Source organism: Flavobacterium sp. KACC 22758 (genome assembly GCF_028736135.1).
In the GTDB taxonomy this organism is placed as follows: Bacteria; Bacteroidota; Bacteroidia; order Flavobacteriales; family Flavobacteriaceae; genus Flavobacterium; species Flavobacterium johnsoniae.
On the sequence record NZ_CP117878.1, the window covers coordinates 1258885 to 1277765 of the forward strand.

Here is an 18881-nt window from a genome sequence, read left to right on the forward strand (position 1 = left end):
AAAGAGACAACATGAAATATAGTTTTAAAATAAAAACATTAGGAGTTGCATTGATGGCAGTTTCTATTTTGTCAAGCTGTACAAAAGACTTTGATGAAATAAACAAAGATCCTAATTCGTTGACAGAAGATCAGCTTGATGCTACATTAGCGGGACCAGCATTTGCTTCTGCTTTGTATGCAGGTATTCACAACGGATCGTATTCGTCTCCAGGAGTAGATGATCAAGGTACGTGGGGTATTGCAACCGGTATTTTGTCTTCAACTTTTATCCACTATTTAAACTGTGGATATGGTACTGAAAGAAACGCTTTCGTTAATGGATATGAAGGCAGAGGATGGACAAGATTTTACACTGTTGCTGTTCCGGCATTAACAAATGCTGTTAAAGCATCTGAAGGAAATGCAGAAGCATTGGCAGTACTTAAAATATGGAAAGTTTTTATGTATAACCAAATGGTTGACGCTTATGGACCAATTCCTTACACTGAAGCAGGTAATGGAAAAGAAAAAGTACCTTACGATAGTGTAGAGTTTATTTATGAAGATTTCTTTAAATTGTTAGATGAAGCAAACGCAGTATTGTCTACTTCTTCTACAGCTACAGTTGCATCTCTTTCTCCAAACGACAGAGTTTATGCAGGAAATGTAGACAAATGGAGAGTTTTTGGAAACAGTATGAGACTTCGTTTAGCAATGAGAATTTCTGATAAAGAACCTGCAAAAGCTAAAACTCAGGCAGAAGCTGCGGTTGCTGCAGGAGTTATGCAGACAAATGATCAAAGTGCATTCTTTAAAGCAAGTAACATTACTCCAAACAATTTAAATATGATTGTAAACAGCTGGGGTTATGTAATGACAGCTTCTATGGAAAGTATCTTAGTTGGGTATAAAGATCCGCGTTTATCAAAATGGTTTGCTCCGCTTGATGCTGCGGCTACAACTAAAGTATATAGAGGTAATCCGGTTGGAGGTTTAGAAGATCAATTTGGAACTACTAAATTCTCAGCCTTTAATAATGATGTTTTAGGAAATGGTGCTGCTAATAACCTTAGTGAAACAAAAAACATTGAAATCTTTATGGCTTCTGAAAACTATTTAACCAGAGCAGAAGGAGCTTTAAATGGATGGAACATGGGCGGTGATGCCAAAACATTGTACGAAACAGGTATTAAATTATCTCTTGCTCAATGGGGAATTACTGATGCAGCAGAAGTTAATGCTTACATCAATGGTTCTACATTACCAACATTACCTAATATTTTAACACTTTATCCAACTTTAGATTTACAAGACATTCCTGTTAAATTGCCTGTAGCGTGGTCTGCATCTGCTGCTGATCAGCGTACACAGATTGCAGTTCAAAAATACTTAGCTATTTTCCCTGAATCTTGGGAAGCTTGGGCAGATTTAAGAAGAAGCGATGCTAAAGTTATATATCCAGTATTAAACACAGATAATCCAGATGTTGGTGTTGGTAAATCTTTAATGAAAAGAATTATTTATACAACAAACGAATATTCTTCAAACAAAGAAGCTGTTCAGGATGGTGTTACAAAACTAGGCGGCCCTGATACCGGAGGAACAAAACTTTGGTGGGACACTAAATAATTAATTTGGTTGAGTAATGAGACACACACTCTTTACTTAAAAATTCAAAAGGAGAGGAAACTCTCCTTTTGTTTTATATAAAAGTTAGATTATGAATTTAAAAAAATATTATTCAGCATTTTTATTGATTTCGATTTTAGTTTCTTGTACCTCAACTAAAAATGAACCGAAAGCAATTAATATCACTCAAAATTATATTGCAGAGAAACCTGTTACAGCAGCCAGCCACGCCTCAACATTAGTAGAGTTAGAAAACAATACACTTTTAGCAGCCTGGTTTGGCGGGAAATACGAAGGAGCAAAAGACGTCGGCATTTATATTTCATCTTATAAAGAACAAAAATGGTCAGTTCCTAAAGAACTTATCAAACCTTTAATTAAAGACGGAGACACACTGCCTTGCTGGAATCCGGTTTTGTTTAAAAGCAAAAGCCAGAATTTGTATTTGTTTTACAAAGTAGGGAAAAATCCAAGAGAATGGTTTGGCGCTATGATTGTTTCTAAAGATGATGGAAAAACGTGGAGTAATTCAAAATATCTTCCCAAAGGTATTTTAGGGCCAATTCGAAACAAGCCCATCGAAACAACTCCAGGCGTTATTTTATGCGGCAGCAGTACCGAAAGTGTTGACGATAATAAATGGAGGGTTTTTATAGAAACCTATACAGAAGGAACAGACAGCTGGACAATTGCAGATATCAACGACAAGAAAAATTTTGATATTATTCAGCCCACATTTTTAGTTCATTCTGATAAAGAAATTCAGATTTTATCCCGAAGCCGACATAATAAATTAATTTCGAGCTGGTCTAAAGACAACGGAAAAACCTGGCAGAAAACAGACAGCATAAATGTCGTAAATTCTAATTCTGGAGTCGATGCTGTAACATTATCAAATAAATCATTTTTATTGGTAAACAATCCTCTAAAAATGGGAAAAGACTGGTTTAACGGAAGAAATGTTCTGGATGTAGAATATTCTAAAGATGGTGTAAACTGGAAGAAATTATTTGATCTGGAAAATCAAAAAGAAGGCGAATTTAGTTATCCGGCCATTATCCAGACTTCAGATAAAAAAGTTCATATATTGTACACTTATAATCGAAAGTTCATTAAACACACCACATTCGATTTAAAATAAAAACAGAAATTATGCAAAAATACTGTCTTGCCTTAGATTTAAATAACCACCCAGATTTAATTGCAGAATATATCGATTACCATAAAAATGTCTGGCCTGAAATTCAGAAAAGCATTAAAGATTCTGGAATTATCAATTTAGAGATTTATAATGTCGGCGATCGTTTGTTTATGATTATGGAAACCGATGATAATTTCTCATTCGCAGAAAAAGCAAAACTAGATGTAGAAAATCCAAAAGTGCAGGAATGGGAAACTTTAATGTGGAAATTCCAAAAAGCACTTCCCCAAGCCAAATCTGGAGAAAAATGGATTTTAATGGATAAGATTTTTGAACTAAAATAAATTTTTATGGCACACGGATTTAACGGATTTGCTTCGCAAAAAAAGCTGATAAATACGGATTTTATTTATATTCTTTTATAAAAAATCTGCGGGCATTTGTGCTTTGCGAAGCAAATCCGTTTCATCCGTGTGCCAATTTTAGACAACTATAATTATGAAATTTTTTATAAAGATAAACTTTGCTTATGGTTTGTTACTTTTTGGTCTTACTATCAATGCGCAAAAAAATAATCTATCGCAGACATTTTATAAACACGATAAATATCTTTCTTCAGATAAATTAGAAGGCCGTTTCGTAGGAACGAAAGGGAATAACGATGCAGCAGCTTACATCAAAAAGTACTTTAAAAAGTATGGTTTGCAAAAGTTCAATGATACTTATGATCAGCCTTTTAAAGTGTTTGTAAAAGAAGGAATTAATAAAATGAAATCCGACAGCGTTTCAACACAAAATGTTTTTGGATTTATTGAAGGTTCTGATGAAAAACTCAAAAATGAATTTATTGTCATCGGTGCGCATTATGATCATTGGGGCTGGGGCGGAAAAGGATCTGGAAGCAAGAAAAAAGATACCATAGCCATTCATAACGGTGCAGATGATAATGCATCTGGAGTTTCTGCTTTGTTGTGTATTTTAGAAGAAGTTTCGAAATTAAAAATTAAACCTAAAAGGAGTATTATTTTTATTTCTTTCAGCGGAGAGGAAGAAGGTTTATTAGGCTCTAAATATTTTGTGAATCACTTACCTGTCAAAAAAGAAGCCGTAAAAGTAATGCTGAATATGGATATGGTAGGAAGATTAAATGCCGAGAAACAAATCTATATGGGCGGTGCAGGAACTTTCCCCAACGGTGTTGAACTCATGAAAAAATTAGGAGATAACAGCGGGCTAAACCCAGTTGTATTCGCTGGTGATGTTGGCGGATCTGATCACGTTTCTTTTTACAAAGCTTCGATTTCTGCCATAGGATTTCACACAGGCGGACATCCGCAATATCATACACCCGAAGATGATATTGAATTAATTAATTTTGAAGGTGGCGCTTTGGTTTCAAAATATATTTATAATGCTTTGGTAAGTATTGCGAATTATAATGAAGAATTGGTTTTTATAAAGCAGGATTAGAAGTGAAAACTGCGCAAAACCAGAGACATTTGCGCAGTTTTTTGTTGGACACGCCAGAGAGCGAAAGATTTTTTTCTTTGTTTTGCCTACTTATTTTTCAGAAATCCACCATTCTTATCATAAAGTAATAAACTTTCTTTTGCTTGAAAATGTCCTTGTTCTGCTGCTTTTTTTAGATATTTAAAAGCGAATTTTTGTGTTTCGTTATCAAGAAAAGTTAATTTCTCTTTGTTAACTATTTTTTCTTTGTTAACAAACTCATTCATGCTATATAAAATGGAATAAACATCATAACAAGCCTGTTTGTAACCATATTTGTTTGCCATTAATATAGATGTACATAAATACTCTTCCTTATGACCGCTTAAAGCATATATACTATATAATTCTCTATATGCTAAAGTATCTCCAGCAAATAATATTTTGTCACTTAATGCTCTAACCTTTTTAGTATCATTAAAATAATCTGTATATAAACCTGTGGTAGATTGAACTTTCTCTTCTATTACTGGCAACGATTTTTTTTCTTCATTTCTACAGCTTAAGACCAAAAGTCCCAATATCACAATTAGCATTAATTTTTTCATAATTTAAAAAATTTATTTTATTCAATTATGTACTCCCGTTACGCGAAGTCACAGCTCCCGGACGAATCCTTTTGTGTGGCTATTTGGTAGTTAAAGCCTCGTTTTCAGAACGTATCAAACCAAAGTATTATAACCATTGGTAAAAGTTTTTTATTTTCTTTGTCTATAATTCTACGTCACACGAAAGGATTCTTGCTAAGGGGGAGAGAAAATTTCGCAATATAAAAAACCTCGCATTAATACGAGGTTTTTTATTCTAAAATACTTTGTCTATTATCGTTGCGCCACACGAAAGGATTCGTGCGGGAGCTGGGCGACTAGTTAAAATTTGATAAAGTACATTATTTTATTTTTTTTATTTTATTTAGTAAATAATCACATCTGTTTTTTAAGGAATCAATGTCACTAGTTTTTCCAATTATTCTTATTTTTTTTGATTTATTCTTACTAATAAAATACAAATTCCTAACAAGACCATTTGAAGCATTGTCTGAGTAAACATTTTCTAATTGACAATAATCTGTATTAAAAAAATAATCGAGATTTAATTTATCTAACTTGTCAACTGGAAAACTATCTTTTATTTTATCAATTGAAAATAAACTCCTATTGTATATTACATAAGGGCTATTTTTTTTATGATAAATATGACAATTATCCTCAGAATTTTCACTATAAAACTCTATATAAATTTCGTTTACAGAATCACAACTCGTTACATTTTTGATTATTGTATTTTTATTTTTTTCTTGTGTAAGGTCTAATTTTTGTTTTGATTTTTCACATTGTGTAAGAACAAGAATAAAAAGACACGATAAAATAAGAGAAAATGTTTTTTTCATGATTAGTTTATTTTTTTCCGCCAATTATTATTTCAGGTAGTTCTTGGGGAGTTTCTTGAATTGAGTATCTACTAAACTGCTGTAAGACAAATGACTTATACTGATCTGTTGTTCCTGAAAATAAATTGCTGTTTATTACAGATGAATATGCAATTCTATGCATTAGGTTTTTGTCAGTAAATCCCCATTTTCCATGTACTAGACCTTCATGAACTACTACACTAGCTCTTATGTTTTCAACTGTTGGTTCATAACTAAGACTTCCATAACTAGTAATCGAATAAGATTTATCAGAGAATATTTCAGTTACATAATTTGCTCCAGAGCCTGAGTAAGGATTGTTATAGGTCTTATTGCCACCTAAATGAACTGAAGTTGAACCCCCGCGTAATTCTCCTATTTCGAATCTTGCAGGATTTAAAAATGAAGCAAAAGAAAAAGTATTACCTGATAATTCATCATAAAAAGGAGTAACAAAATAGTTAGTTCCTTGAGTAATATTATTAATCATATTTGCTTGTGCACTAGGGGTTAATTGGAAATTAAAATATCGACCTCCTAGTGTTAGTAAACTTCCCGCTTCAAGACCTGAAAATTCTGCATTCCCATCATATATTAGTGGTACTCCTGTAAATCCTTCTCTTGTACTACCTCTGTAATTACCATTACTACCATATACAGGATTGCTAAAACTAGCTACTTCACCATCTTGAGTTCTATATCCGCCTTCATCCCAATCATAATAAATATATGCAGTTTGTGAACTCTCCGGCTTCATTCCATCAGGATCAACATTTGTAACAGGATTATTATAACAGTAATTATAAGTTGACCATCTTCTTGAAACTTCAGCTAATGGATCAATGTTTATCCATTGACCCAATGTTGGGTCATAATTTCTAGCTCCATAATCATACATTACGAGTCCGAGCTCATCTTGTAATTCTTTTCCATTATACTTAAATTTATTATCTACTCCATTTATAACGTTAGTATATACTTTATGCATTAAACCAAAAGGATAATAATTATTCTCCTGAACAATTTCACTGCTGTTAATGGCACCATTCTTATCTTTATCTTGATAACTTAATCGAATGTTTCCTAAATGGTCTTTATATTGATAAATATAGTTAAATGTATTTCCAGAAGGTTCTATATATCCCTCTGGTTGTCCAATGAATTTTAAAATTAAAGGTCCATCTCCTTCAAATTGCTGTAAATATTGATAATTACCCGCATAAGTGGTTTCTGTTCTATCACTTGATTTGATGACGATCTTTTTCTGTTTTATACCTGTAGCATCATAAATATACCTAATTAAATCATTATTTAGAAATTTAATTTCAAAAGGTAGATTTAAATGGTTATACGTAATACTGTTTATTCTTTTGTTTTTATCCGAAATCATATTGCCATTATCGTCATAACTATATTCTACAGGATCATTGCTTCCGTTATTGAATCCTTCTGTACTACCAGAAGTATCTTCAACTTTAGTAAGTTTATTCCCTGTATCGTATGTGTAAGCAAGGATATCCATAGGTCCAAATGAAGTAGCTGCTGTATTTATATTTCCCTGCCTAGTAATACTCATAATATTACCATTTTTATCATAACTTAAACTTTCGTTATATCTTCCTTGATTTATTGCAGAATTATCTATTGCCTGAGTCAAACGGTTTAAATTGTCATAATTATAAGTATAATTTTTTAAGCTATTATCTGTATTCGCTGTTTTCCAAAAAGTCTGACTAATGTTGCCATTAAATAACTTGTTTTGTCCTGTACTTGTGGCGTTGTAATTAATTTGAAAAGCAAACAAATTACTCCCCAGATTAGTTACATCGTTTATGTTTTTTAGCCAGCCGCGGATATTGTAGTTATAATTAATATTTTGTAAACGCGACTGTGTTGTTTTTCCACCAATCCCTTTAGTAATCAATTGCCCCATATTATTATAAGTATTGCTGGCAAGAGTTTCCTGACCCTGATTATTAATAGTCTGTTTTTGTGTTAATAAACGTCCGCTATGATCGTATGTAAAAGCGTCTATTATTAAAATTTCGATATTATCCTTTTTCTTATGGGTAGAGGTTGTTTCTAAAATTTTACCAGCAAAATCAAGTTTGGTTTTTACAACATCAGTTGTCGCTAAATAATTGTTTTTACTGTATTTATAAATATTTCTGCCTTTTGCATCATAGTAACTCGTAGTTGTCGTCCAATTTGTTGTCCCTAAAATACGTACTTTAGTACATACATTTAAACCTTTTGGACTGGTAATTGGAGTAATGCCATATGAAACAACAGCTGTCCCGCCATCGAGATCAATATTATTATAATTATCGTAATAGTTTATAGTAAACAAATCAATATCAACATTTGGGAATGCAGTATTAGGGTAGTTAATGCTTGTCCCTTTAATGTTTAAACTTGAAGTTTGTTTATTTTCGAATAAAGTTGTGCTTTTATTCGCTTCTGTCTGAACTAATGCTCTTGTCGTTTGTAAAGTATTTACATATTCCCCTGTATAAATAGGCCTGCTAAAAGCATCATACTTAGTAAAAAGCCATTTGTTTAATGCTCTTAAATTAGCATCTTGGGTTAATACCGGCCTGTCTAATTTATCATAAACAATGTATTCCCATTCTTTACCTGGAAGTTTTTTCTCAACCAGCCTGTTTTTAGTATCATATCGATATTGATATCCTAATTCTTTTAGGGTTAAATTATTTGTTGAGCCTTCTGCTTTAGGAGGCAAAACATAAGTTAAATTTCCGTATGTGTCATAAATATAATAGGTGTCGTGTTTAACTTCGGTTTGAGCACCATAATCAGCATACGTACGCTTTAAGATAACCTGTCCTTCTTTGTTTTTAAATTCTTCGGTTGTATTGTTTTTACCACTAACCCAGTTTTCATCTTTGGTTATGATTTTATACAATTGATTCTCTGAGTAATTGGTTGTTGAGGTAACAGTAGGAATATAAACTCCTTCAGAATTCAATTGTGTTGTAACAACGTATAATTTTACTTCATCAGCAGCCGTTACAGTATTTGTTAGATAATCTAGTTTTATTTCATGACCAGAGCCTAATGCCCAATCTTTTCCGGGTGCAGACTGTAATAAAACCCTGCCAAGGGGTGAATTGTCAAATTTCTTCTGCGCGTAAGGATTTGGGGCTGTAGTATTAATATCATCAGGATAATTTGTTTTGTAATAATCAATTATTCCATTGAGAGCCGTAGATTCATTTCTATATGATCCAATTGCAATGTTGCTATCTGGATAAGGGAGATATTCTTTCTCTTGTCGACCAATATTGTCATAAACCGTATGAGAAATAATGTCGGTTTTGTTAGGAGAAGCTTTTATGGCGATACTTTGAATAGGTCTTCCTAAACCGTCATGATAAATTACACTTTCTAAAACATCAGAGTTATTAGCAATGTCATCTGTAGATTTTAAAGCTGTTTGATATTTACGGGTAAAAACAAAATTCCCGTTACTAAGTGCAACCGGCGTATATTCATCAGGGCTTATTCTAGCCAAAAAGTTGCTCCCTAATTGTATAATAGTATTTGGACGAAGAGTAATGCTTTGAGTCGCAATAAGGGTTTCAGTCCCTGTTACAGTATATGGGGCATTTATAGACCCTTTAACGATAGTTACCGGGGTTTGAGCCTGAATATATATGGTAAATAATAACAAAATAATTTGTATACTATATTGTTTAGTTTTTATGATCATAATTTTATGATTAAGTTTTTAAATCGTATAAATTACAGACCTTCCATATCAAGAAATTCTGCTTGATAATCTAGATTGTCATCATTTGATAAACCTTGCTGTAAAGTGATGTTTTCACTTTCAAAATACAAAGCAGGAGCGGCAGGATCAAATCTTTTTGTGGCTGTACAAATTAGTTTAGCTCTTTTTCCGTTTAATGCAGGAGGTACAAAAAAGAGTTCTTTAGATTCTAAAGTCCTAATTAACGGAACTTGCTGTCCGGTATCTGCCAGTTTTAAAAACCATTGAAAATCATACTCAGAACTATTTTCTATTCGTTGTTTTATAGCGTTTCTATCAAATCTATACCCACCTCTTGTTGTATAAAAATTGGTGTAAGAATTCATTACATAAGGAAACCTAATAAATGCTTCAAAGGCATGTGGGTTTGGGAAAGGTTCTTCTCCGTGCATACCAGAAGTTGGTCTTGGAAAATAAAATAAAGGATGTAAACTTGGTGTTGAGATCTCTGGCCATGTAAAATTTATTCCTAAAAAAGCAGGAACCGGAATATCATAAAGTTTAAACTTCTCAATACTAATTTTGAAATCAGGATCGACAACCGTACCATTATCAATTGTCCATGGTGTGTCTTGCCAGTATTTAGGATCTGAGTCTGTTGAAGAAGTACTGTCATCAATACCATAACCTGAAGATTTGTCGCATACATTACCGGAGTAATGATTAACAGAACTTAATTTATAATAAGCAATTACATTGTCGTAGTCATCTAAACCGCTTGTTAATTTTATTAAATTACTTTTTGCGATATAAGTAGTTGGTGGAATTGGATCTTGATGATCAATCCATTTAGGGGTTACTTTTACAGAACATACTATTCTGCCTGATGTTCCGTCAAGGCATTTTGGTATAAAAAATACATTAGAGTATTCCTGAACCCTTGGAATTTCGATTTTTTTTCCATCAATTTCCATCCACCAGGTTAATTCTGCAGTTTTATCAGGACCTGAAAATTTAGAACTTTCCAGACCTAAAATTTCATAAGTATTTCCAGATCTTTGTGCATAGTAGTTACAAGTATATTCTTCTAGCGGATATGGAAGATTTAATAACCTGTATTCATCCGGTAATGGAGTATAACCAGGATTATAATGCACTCCAATTTGAGAAGGATTAGGGAAATATAATTGATTATGAAGGCTTAAAATATTTCGGCCTTTATATGGAGCTCCATCCGGTAGTTTATCTTCCCAGTTTACTCCTCTGCCGCAAGCCACAGGTATTTTGTAAGATTTAAAATCTCCAATTTTTATTTGTAAGTCCAAATCGGTTACAGTATTTTGATCTTCTGGCGATGGAATTGTCATTTGATTCTGACAGTCATTAAGCATACCATTATAACCATAACAATATTCTTCAATAATGTTTAGATCCTGATCTTTGATTTTTTTAAGGCGATTTAAGTCATCATATTCATATGAAATTGAAGTACCTCTTGGATCTACTACTGATGATATTCCAACCAAAGGTTTGTAAACATAAGAAGTAACCATTGCACTGCCAAGATTCGATCGTATTTGTTGAATCTCGTTTTTCAATAAATTATCATTATAGTTTTGTAGATATTCAAGAGTTTCTGAGCTGCTCTTACCTAAGGCAGTCATAACTTCAGCATAAGTAGCATTTTCTATTTTTGCAATGGGTTTTGTGTAATTATATCCCCAAAGATAAACAGTATGGGTGTCATCTTTTTTTGATGATTCTATCGAATTACCAAATTTATCGTAATCATGAAATTGAATTTTTTCTTCAAATTGATTTGAACCTTTACTAATTCTTACCGCCTTTGGGAGGATCAAAGTTTTACCAGCTTTAACAAAAGAATCGTACAATACTTCCTGTGTACTAAGAGTTTCTTGACTATTACCTATTTTGCGCGTTGTTTTTATCATTATAGGTTCAGCAATTCGATTTTCACTTTTTAAACTTTGCATTAATGGAGTTAAAGTATAAAAATGAGGATAAACCATTTCCTTTATTAAGGAAATTATACTTCCAGACTCATTTACAGTATTTTGTACTGATATAGGTAATGAATATTTTGGATCATAAGTTGTTAAAGTACTATTTACAACTTTGTTTAGTTCGTATTTTGTTGATGTTTTTGTTTCGCTGAGTAAATTTCTGCTAGAGTATACAGATGGATAAAATGCAAAATCAGGTTCTATTGGCTCAACGTCTGAAACTTCACCTGGAAAAATATCTCGCCTTGAAATACCAACTTTCTCATTAATTTCACCAAAATTATACACATATTCATAACTGTTTTGGGTTTCTTCTACCAAGTTGTTTGCCTTGTCATATTTTCTAAGATATTTTAATTTTCCAATCAATATCTCCGTATTATTACTAGTAGGAAGCCTCCAGCCATTATTAAAACCAAATTCAATTTTATTTTTATCATAATTTGCAAAGGTAAATTTTGGGAGTTCTATAGGATAGTCTTCTCTGGTTGAAAATATTTTTTCAACATACCCATTGTCAGCATTTTCTTTAACCAAAACTCTTGCATATCCTACATTTGATCCTTCTATGACATCAAAATCCGATCTGGAATTTGTAAAAGTATGAAGTGTAAGACCAGATTCTAACCAATAAGTTGTTAAACCTAAATAAGTAGCTGCAAGCGACTCGCTGCCAGCATGTGCGATACCAAGTGTTGGTAAATTATTCAAAATTCCAGATGAATTATTATCGATATTTAAATAATTATATTTATGTACTTGTACGGTACCTTTGTTGTCAATTAGTTTATGAATTGAAACTCTTAATCCGCCAGACTTAACATTTTGGTTGCTTAAAATAGAATAAAAATCATTTAAATCATATTCAAACTCCTCAGTACCACCAGTTGGATATTTTACCTTATTTAAAACTCCCGCTTTTGTATATGCTAGAGAAGGTTGTAATGATCTTCCTGCTGTAATGAAGCTGCTTTCAAAAATAGGAAATGGAGAAACGGAGAAGTCTTTTTTGTTAGGTTTGTAGTATAATTTAGGAGGAGGAATAAGACACATACCACAAGTTACAGCACTAACATTATTGTATTCACTTGAAACTGGACCATTAGCATAACCAAGATAATCTGTAATATTAGATCCTCGTTCAGGTAATTTAATGTCATCATTATAATAAAATCGGTGAGGAGGAATTAGGACATCATTTTTTCCTATTTCTTGTACTGCTAAAAGACGTAATCTTTTACAAGTAGGCTCACTGCAATTATTATTAGAAATCATATAATCGTACTCTAATTTTATTGTCTTTATTATATTGTTATTAATATCCTTAATAACAACTTTAGACAAAGCAAAGTCACCTGGGAGGTCATTTCTAGGTTCTTCATATTTAAATTCTACCGTTCCCTCAGCGTATACTATTTTACTGATTCTATTCAAATTAGGGTACCTAATTTCTGTAGAGGTTTGATTTTGCATCGTTTGATTTCCCTGACGATCATTTAGTTCAAAACTAGCTGTTTTACGATATTCAGGATAACTTATTGCATATTTTTCGTATTCAAAAGAAACTTCATTTCCTTTGAAATCTTTTATTTTACTGAGTTTATAAGCCATTATTTCTTGTGAAGTAAGATCTCTGCTTGACTCGGTGCTTATGTATGGAGTACGAATTTCTCTGTTGACATATTGGTTTACATCTAACTGGTCAAAAATGTATTGAGTTCCGTTTATGTTTGTAATTTCCACTTTAGTAACACCAAATAATCTTCTAGGAACTCCTCCGTCAAAAAAACGTAAGTCTCCTTCAAATTTAACATTATCCCTAAATTCCGAAAAGAATGGAATTATAGAGGTTTTCCCTATTGTTGTTGCAATTTTATTTCCCTGATAAGCAATTTCCATTACTGATCCATCTCTTCTATGAGTAAAAGACGTATTTAGACCTGGAGCATTGACATAAAACTGGTCAGGGGCGAGGTCCTTTCTTGAATACGCATAAGACATTTCTGCTACTTCATAAACTTTATCAATGCTGGTATTTTTATCGTAGTAGTTGTTTAAAGAAAGACTTGCATTTTGCAGCAACCATCCTACTTCTTTTAATTTCATGCCCAGTATATCGCTGGTTCCTATTTGGGAGAATTTTAGTCTATGACTGTTTGGGTTGTATGGTAAAGCACCTTCGATAGTCACTTTAAAGTCTTCCATGCCTTTAATCACTTTCGTTACCATTCCTCCTGCATTTAAAGACCAGTTCTGACCAACATTAGAAGCCGTTTCATCTATCTTAATTCCAGTTGCTGAGTAATTCAACTCTATAGGGATACTAATTTGTCCTATTTGAATTTGATAAATAGGGATATTAACACTTGCAGTTCCAGTGTATTCTGAAACGTTTGAAAAGTTCACCTTTCTAAAGGCGGCTACGTTTGGTGTACCAATTTTTGGAGTGAAAATTTCCGTGTAAAGTAAATCGCTGATGCCTGAAGATTGACTACCGGATCCTCCATCACCAGGTCCCGATTCAATAGGTCCCGATCCGGGACCTCCTTCAATAGGACCCTGTTCTACAGGATTATTTCCTGGAGATCCTGTTTGAGCCTGTACAATAAATGAAAAAAATAAAAAAATAAATAAGCAATAGTAATTTTTTTTCATAAAAATTAGGTTATAGTTTATTTGGTTAATTGAGGTTTTAAATATATAATAATTTTCTTTTGTTTTTGATTTTATTATGAAGAAAAATATTAAATAATAATATTGTTTTCAATTATTTAACTGTTATGCTGTGAAATTTTGATATTATCCAATTGCACTGCTCAACTGGAACATTGGTAAATACATAGCAACTAATAAAACAGCCACCAAAACACCAACAAATAGAATAATAAACGGCTCTAATACCGTTGTCATCACTTTAGATTGCTGTACGACTTCCTGATTATATTGTTCACTTAATTGCTTAAAAACATACTCGGTTTGATTGGTCTCTTCGGCAACTTTTACAAGAGAAATAATTCGGTTATCGAAGAGGGGAGTATTTTTTAAACTTGAGCTTAAGCTGTTTCCTTTTAAAATACTGTTTTCGACTTGTTCGAGTGCATCCTGAAGTGGTACAAAATGAATCATCTTTTTTACCATTTGAATACTGTTTAACAACGGAACTTTGGCAGTAGTCAATAAGGTTACTGCCTGAGTAAATTGTGCCAGATAAACTTTTGTCATAAATGCCCCTAATACAGGAACTTTTACTAAGAAATAATGCAGTGCCTTTTTGTATTTATGATTGTTCTTAAAAAACTGAGTTGAAAAAATGAAGATGATTATTGCCAATAAAAAATAAAGCCCATAAGTTTTAGTCCACACCGAGAGTTTTACAATTAACTGGGTCAAAAACGGAAGCTCCATATTGTTTTGTTTGAAGATATCCTGAAACATAGGTACTACATAACTCAACATAAAAACTACGACTAAAACTGCCGTACTTAATACAATAGAAGGGTAGGTTAGTGCCGCAATTATAATTCTTTTTTGTTCGTTTTTGCGTTCAAAAAAATGACCAAGTTCCTGACATACTTGTGCTGTTGTTCCTGTTTCTTCACCAATTTGAATAGAATAATACTCATATTCAGTAAACGATTTTGACTTACGTAAGGCTTCAGAAAAAGGCATTCCGTTTACAACATTATTTAGTATCGTCTGAATTAAATCTTTATCGGCACTTTTCTTTAATGATTCAATAATTAATGATAATCCTTCCTTAAAACTAACTCCTGCTTTTAATAAAACAGCAAGTTCCAGATAAAAAGCCTGCTTCTTTTTATTATTAAAGCTGTCGCCAAAAAGCGTGATTTCTTTCTTTAATAGACTTTCAATACTGCTTGGGTTTGCAGATTGAATGGTTTTTTTATTTGGGATGTTTTCTATTTTAAAGGCCATTTTCCTGATTCATAAAAAAGGTTAAATCATTTTTTTTTGAAACAAAAATTTGATAATCCGGTAATTCTGTTTCTGCAAATATTGAGATAGCATCTATTTGTCCGCTGCTAATTTCTTTTCCTCTAAAAAAAGCTTTTTTAGGAATAACTTTTAATTTAATAGTATCCCGATTTCGCATGCTGAATTTCTCCTGAAAAGAATAAGTTACAGTGTCGATTTCTGAAGTCATTATTAATAACTGTTTAGAACTATCGTACATGATATTATGAGGTTCGTTAAAGTCCTGCCACAGCTTTTGTTCGAAAAGGGATAATGTGGTTGTTTTTTCAAAATTACTTTGAATGGTATGAATTTGTTTTTGAACAATTCGTAAAACACTAAATGCCATACCAACCACAATAGCCGTTATAATCATAACCACTATTAATTCTGAAAGTGTAAATGATTTTAATTTTCCTGCAGCCATATTACTTGTTGTTTTGTAATTTCTTTTTTAGAAATATTATTTACTGCCGAAATTGAAATTACTTTTTTTGTAGAAATGGTTTCCAATTCAATACTAATATCCCAGTTTTTAAAATTTTCCTGATAAGGTAATTTTATGGTATTATTTTGAATTTCATATTCCAGTTCGTTTATTCTGGTTTCTACATTGTGCGTGTTTTTCGAAAAAGTATTAAAAACTAAATTATTTAAAATTAAGCTGGCAATGATAAAAATAATTACCACCAAAACTGTAGCTACAATGGCTTCTACTAATGTCGCCGATTTTACTTTTTTTAGTATAACCATTTCAAAACAGTTTTTGGTTCTTGTTCTAAAATTATGCCTCCATAAATTGCAGGTACATTTTCATTTTCGATAGTTGCATTATAGACGTGATTCATGAAAATTGAACCCGCCTGGTTTGCAACAAATTGTTTCGTATAAACTGATCCGGAAACGGTGCCTTTTATTTCAAAATTTCCATTGCAATATACCTGACCTTTTATTTTTGAATCTTTTTCTAATACGATTTGGGTTTTAAAATCGGGTTTTTCTTTTGTCTGGAAATAGGTCACACAGCCTTTTAAGGAACTTCCTTCGCCTATAAAAATTTGATTTTCTAATAAGCTGTTATAATTGGAGTTATTATCAGAATCGTTTTTATTGTCCTGAAATAAAAGCAATGCCGATGGATAGCTTAAATTGCATTTTTTCCCTAATGTGATTTTTTTTGAAGCAATCGCTTGGAAATTCCCCATAGTTTCGTCTTCAATTTCAATACTGGGTGCAATTAAAATTATATCATTCAATAAAGCTGTTTTTCTTACCTTAATAGCTGTTTCTGATTTAATAATAATGTTTCCTGAAATTATTTTATTTTCTAATGTTATGGCATTTTCGGAGTAAAATCCATTTGTTTTTTCTTTAAAAGAATTTAAAATTTTAATTCCAGAATTCAAGTTTATATAGTCTTCCTGACGGATAATTCTATATTCTTTTATATAAAAATTTATCGCGTCCAGAAAAGTTTTTCCCAATTTTGGAAGCTCTTCAGTACTCTTTTCAATACGGCCATAAATTAATTGCGAACCATAATAACTGTTTCCTGCAATATAGCCTGAATTGACACCTTGTTTGGGTAAATAAGCGATACCCGTAATTTTTGTATTGCCCACAACAGTTAGCGCATTATGAGTTTCCTGTAGAAATAGAGTAGGAGTTTTATCTGCAAAGAGCAGAGATCCAATTATGGCAGTTTTGGTAAATTTCTTTTTACGAAATTGTGTTATCGTAATTCCTTTTTGAAATACTCCCCATTGCGATAAATGAGTTTTTATAATTTGATTTTCTTTTTTGACAAAATCAATCTTAGCGGTATCAGTATTTAATTCCTTTTGTTCTAAAAGTGACTGAATACCAATTTCGGCAATTTGTATGTTTTCGATAGCACCTTTTGACTGCTCTTTCATGTAAATAAAAGTATACGCATACAAAACCAAGCCAGCTAAAAGCAAAGCAATTAATACAGCAATAAAAACTGTAAATTGTAAAGCGCCAGATTTTATTTTAAGTTTTAATCTCAATCCTGAAGCATTATAAGATTAAGATTTCCTTTGTATTTTACGTAAATAGATTCTTTATCGCCGCTTTTAAGAAAAATTTCATTTTCAGTTTCCCCAATTTTCATGTAATAATTTTTATTATCTATGATAAGCATGAAAAGGGTGTTTTTACCTTTTGAATCTGCAATTAAACCTTTATACACAATATTTGGCCAAACTAATTCTGGTTTTTTGGCAACCTTTTTAATACTCTTATTGCTTGTTTTTGCATGAGAAACAGTTTCTGGATTATACATTTTTCCTAAAAAAGGATCTCTATAATTTACATTAATAGCAAATGATTCTCTTTTATTAATCTTAAGAGGTTTAATGGTAAATTCAGGATTATCGGCAGGAGTTATTTCATCAGATTTTGTAAATGAAAAGACCTGAAACAAAACAGCGCCCCAGACAAATAAAACCAGAGGCAAAAGAATATATATGTTTTTTTTGTTTTTCATTAATTTATTTTTGATTCATTTCTTTCTCGATTTTTGCTACTCGCAAAGCTAAAGCTTTTAATGTTTCAATTTCTTTTGACTGTTCTTCAATTTTTTTATTTTGTTGAATAGAGTATAAAGTCAATTCTTCAATTTTTTGCAAGAGTTTGATATTCATTTCAGAAAGATTAATTCCATCTTTTTGCATTTCTTTTGCCGAAGCAATTTCAGGTAAGTGCTTGTTTTCTTTAATGAATTTATCTACAGATTCCAAAGAGGGTAAATTGTAATCATTTTCAAAAACGAAATCGGCTCCGGCATCTACAGTAACTTTTACTTCGCGTGAAGCAATATTTCCTGCAACGGTTAGCATTGAAGACGGATTTGTTGTACCAATTCCAACTCTGGCAGCATTTAAAATTAATGGTTAATCTCCTGCACCTGTTTACAAGAAAACAGGATATTGATTACTTATAAATGTTGTGGAATTACCCGTATTGCTAATTTCTAGTGATCTGGCATCTCCACTTCCAATTCTGGCCGGAAAGAAATTAGAAACCCCATAAACAGTTAATGGAACGTTTGGCTGAGAAGTTCCAATACCTACATTTCCTTCAATATTTTGATTGCCTATAAAGTTATTTGCCCCTCTGGTGGCTACCTCATTCCAAGTAGGATTAACTGAAAAAAGGGTATAGTTTGTAGCTTTTCTAAAGAACAATCTATCGTTATCAGTAAAACTTGAAGCTATTTGAAGTTCATGATTATTTAAACTATTTGAATGTCTTGTGACAAGTAAATGCTGCCAGCCACTATAACTCAAATCAGGGATTGATCCAACGGGATTAATTGCTTCATAAATACCAGAATTTAATGGAACAGTTAGATCAGTAATTCCAAGAGCTTTTCCGTCTCCAATTTGTTGAGAAAAAGCTGAAATTGTAATTAGTAAGGCAGTAATTATTGTAATGACTTTAACTTTCATTTTTT

At 32.1% G+C, this 18881-nt stretch carries 15 protein-coding genes; 4 read left to right on the forward strand and 11 right to left on the reverse strand.

Translation table 11 applies throughout. From position 1 onward, the window contains the following. Positions 1 to 11: 11 nt before the first annotated feature. From PQ462_RS05360 to PQ462_RS05375, 4 genes are all read left to right on the forward strand, one after another. A complete protein-coding gene (locus PQ462_RS05360; protein ID WP_274252632.1) occupies positions 12 to 1610 on the forward strand; it encodes a SusD/RagB family nutrient-binding outer membrane lipoprotein in 1599 nt (532 codons plus the stop codon). A gap of 91 nt (positions 1611 to 1701) precedes the next feature. Beyond that, complete coding sequence (locus tag PQ462_RS05365; RefSeq protein WP_274252633.1) at positions 1702 to 2751, forward strand: sialidase family protein; 1050 nt, start codon at positions 1702 to 1704, stop codon at positions 2749 to 2751. Between the two features lie 11 nt (positions 2752 to 2762). Next, positions 2763 to 3095 carry an L-rhamnose mutarotase gene (locus PQ462_RS05370; protein WP_274252634.1) on the forward strand — a complete coding sequence of 111 codons (333 nt, stop codon included), beginning with the start codon at positions 2763 to 2765 and terminating at the stop codon, positions 3093 to 3095. 154 nt (positions 3096 to 3249) lie between these two features. Beyond that, positions 3250 to 4221, forward strand: coding sequence for a M20/M25/M40 family metallo-hydrolase (locus PQ462_RS05375; protein WP_274252635.1), 972 nt, complete (start codon positions 3250 to 3252; stop codon positions 4219 to 4221). 86 nt (positions 4222 to 4307) lie between these two features. Here the strand turns inward: PQ462_RS05375 and PQ462_RS05380 are convergent, their stop codons facing one another. From PQ462_RS05380 to PQ462_RS05430, 11 genes are all read right to left on the reverse strand, one after another. Next, positions 4308 to 4808 (reverse strand): hypothetical protein, encoded by a 501-nt coding sequence (locus PQ462_RS05380; protein WP_274252636.1) that lies wholly within the window; start codon positions 4806 to 4808, stop codon positions 4308 to 4310. A 341-nt stretch (positions 4809 to 5149) separates the two neighbouring features. After that, a complete protein-coding gene (locus PQ462_RS05385) occupies positions 5150 to 5650 on the reverse strand; it encodes a hypothetical protein (protein WP_274252637.1) in 501 nt (166 codons plus the stop codon). Between the two features lie 7 nt (positions 5651 to 5657). Then, the gene (locus tag PQ462_RS05390; protein WP_274252638.1) at positions 5658 to 9404 is read right to left on the reverse strand and encodes a DUF6443 domain-containing protein; all 3747 of its coding nucleotides are present in this window, start codon (positions 9402 to 9404) and stop codon (positions 5658 to 5660) included. A 32-nt stretch (positions 9405 to 9436) separates the two neighbouring features. Further along, positions 9437 to 14083 (reverse strand): hypothetical protein, encoded by a 4647-nt coding sequence (locus PQ462_RS05395; protein ID WP_274252639.1) that lies wholly within the window; start codon positions 14081 to 14083, stop codon positions 9437 to 9439. Between the two features lie 144 nt (positions 14084 to 14227). After that, the gene (locus PQ462_RS05400) at positions 14228 to 15364 is read right to left on the reverse strand and encodes a type II secretion system F family protein (RefSeq protein ID WP_274252640.1); all 1137 of its coding nucleotides are present in this window, start codon (positions 15362 to 15364) and stop codon (positions 14228 to 14230) included. Beyond that, positions 15354 to 15830 carry a PulJ/GspJ family protein gene (locus PQ462_RS05405; protein ID WP_274252641.1) on the reverse strand — a complete coding sequence of 159 codons (477 nt, stop codon included), beginning with the start codon at positions 15828 to 15830 and terminating at the stop codon, positions 15354 to 15356. Before PQ462_RS05405 ends, PQ462_RS05400 begins: the two co-directional genes overlap by 11 nt. Continuing rightward, on the reverse strand, positions 15812 to 16156 hold the full coding sequence (locus PQ462_RS05410) for a hypothetical protein (RefSeq protein ID WP_274252642.1): 345 nt from the start codon (positions 16154 to 16156) through the stop codon (positions 15812 to 15814). The genes PQ462_RS05405 and PQ462_RS05410 overlap by 19 nt, the downstream gene beginning before the upstream one ends. Next, positions 16144 to 17433: a hypothetical protein gene (locus PQ462_RS05415; RefSeq protein WP_274252643.1), complete on the reverse strand. Its 1290-nt coding sequence runs from the start codon at positions 17431 to 17433 to the stop codon at positions 16144 to 16146. The genes PQ462_RS05410 and PQ462_RS05415 overlap by 13 nt, the downstream gene beginning before the upstream one ends. Then, positions 17430 to 17912, reverse strand: a complete 483-nt coding sequence (locus PQ462_RS05420; protein ID WP_274252644.1) for a hypothetical protein — start codon at positions 17910 to 17912, stop codon at positions 17430 to 17432. The genes PQ462_RS05415 and PQ462_RS05420 overlap by 4 nt, the downstream gene beginning before the upstream one ends. A gap of 4 nt (positions 17913 to 17916) precedes the next feature. Then, positions 17917 to 18264, reverse strand: a complete 348-nt coding sequence (locus PQ462_RS05425; protein WP_274252645.1) for a hypothetical protein — start codon at positions 18262 to 18264, stop codon at positions 17917 to 17919. Positions 18265 to 18336: 72 nt separating this feature from the next. Continuing rightward, complete coding sequence (locus tag PQ462_RS05430) at positions 18337 to 18876, reverse strand: hypothetical protein (RefSeq protein WP_274252646.1); 540 nt, start codon at positions 18874 to 18876, stop codon at positions 18337 to 18339. Positions 18877 to 18881 lie beyond the last annotated feature (5 nt).

Coding starts and splice junctions, on each gene's coding strand:
- PQ462_RS05360 (WP_274252632.1), top strand. CDS start 12: ATGAAATATAGTTTTAAAATAAAAACATTAGGAGTTGCATTGATGGCA.
- PQ462_RS05365 (WP_274252633.1), top strand. CDS start 1,702: ATGAATTTAAAAAAATATTATTCAGCATTTTTATTGATTTCGATTTTA.
- PQ462_RS05370 (WP_274252634.1), top strand. CDS start 2,763: ATGCAAAAATACTGTCTTGCCTTAGATTTAAATAACCACCCAGATTTA.
- PQ462_RS05375 (WP_274252635.1), top strand. CDS start 3,250: ATGAAATTTTTTATAAAGATAAACTTTGCTTATGGTTTGTTACTTTTT.
- PQ462_RS05380 (WP_274252636.1), bottom strand. CDS start 4,808: ATGAAAAAATTAATGCTAATTGTGATATTGGGACTTTTGGTCTTAAGC.
- PQ462_RS05385 (WP_274252637.1), bottom strand. CDS start 5,650: ATGAAAAAAACATTTTCTCTTATTTTATCGTGTCTTTTTATTCTTGTT.
- PQ462_RS05390 (WP_274252638.1), bottom strand. CDS start 9,404: ATGATCATAAAAACTAAACAATATAGTATACAAATTATTTTGTTATTA.
- PQ462_RS05395 (WP_274252639.1), bottom strand. CDS start 14,083: ATGAAAAAAAATTACTATTGCTTATTTATTTTTTTATTTTTTTCATTT.
- PQ462_RS05400 (WP_274252640.1), bottom strand. CDS start 15,364: ATGGCCTTTAAAATAGAAAACATCCCAAATAAAAAAACCATTCAATCT.
- PQ462_RS05405 (WP_274252641.1), bottom strand. CDS start 15,830: ATGGCTGCAGGAAAATTAAAATCATTTACACTTTCAGAATTAATAGTG.
- PQ462_RS05410 (WP_274252642.1), bottom strand. CDS start 16,156: ATGGTTATACTAAAAAAAGTAAAATCGGCGACATTAGTAGAAGCCATT.
- PQ462_RS05420 (WP_274252644.1), bottom strand. CDS start 17,912: ATGAAAAACAAAAAAAACATATATATTCTTTTGCCTCTGGTTTTATTT.
- PQ462_RS05425 (WP_274252645.1), bottom strand. CDS start 18,264: ATGCTAACCGTTGCAGGAAATATTGCTTCACGCGAAGTAAAAGTTACT.
- PQ462_RS05430 (WP_274252646.1), bottom strand. CDS start 18,876: ATGAAAGTTAAAGTCATTACAATAATTACTGCCTTACTAATTACAATT.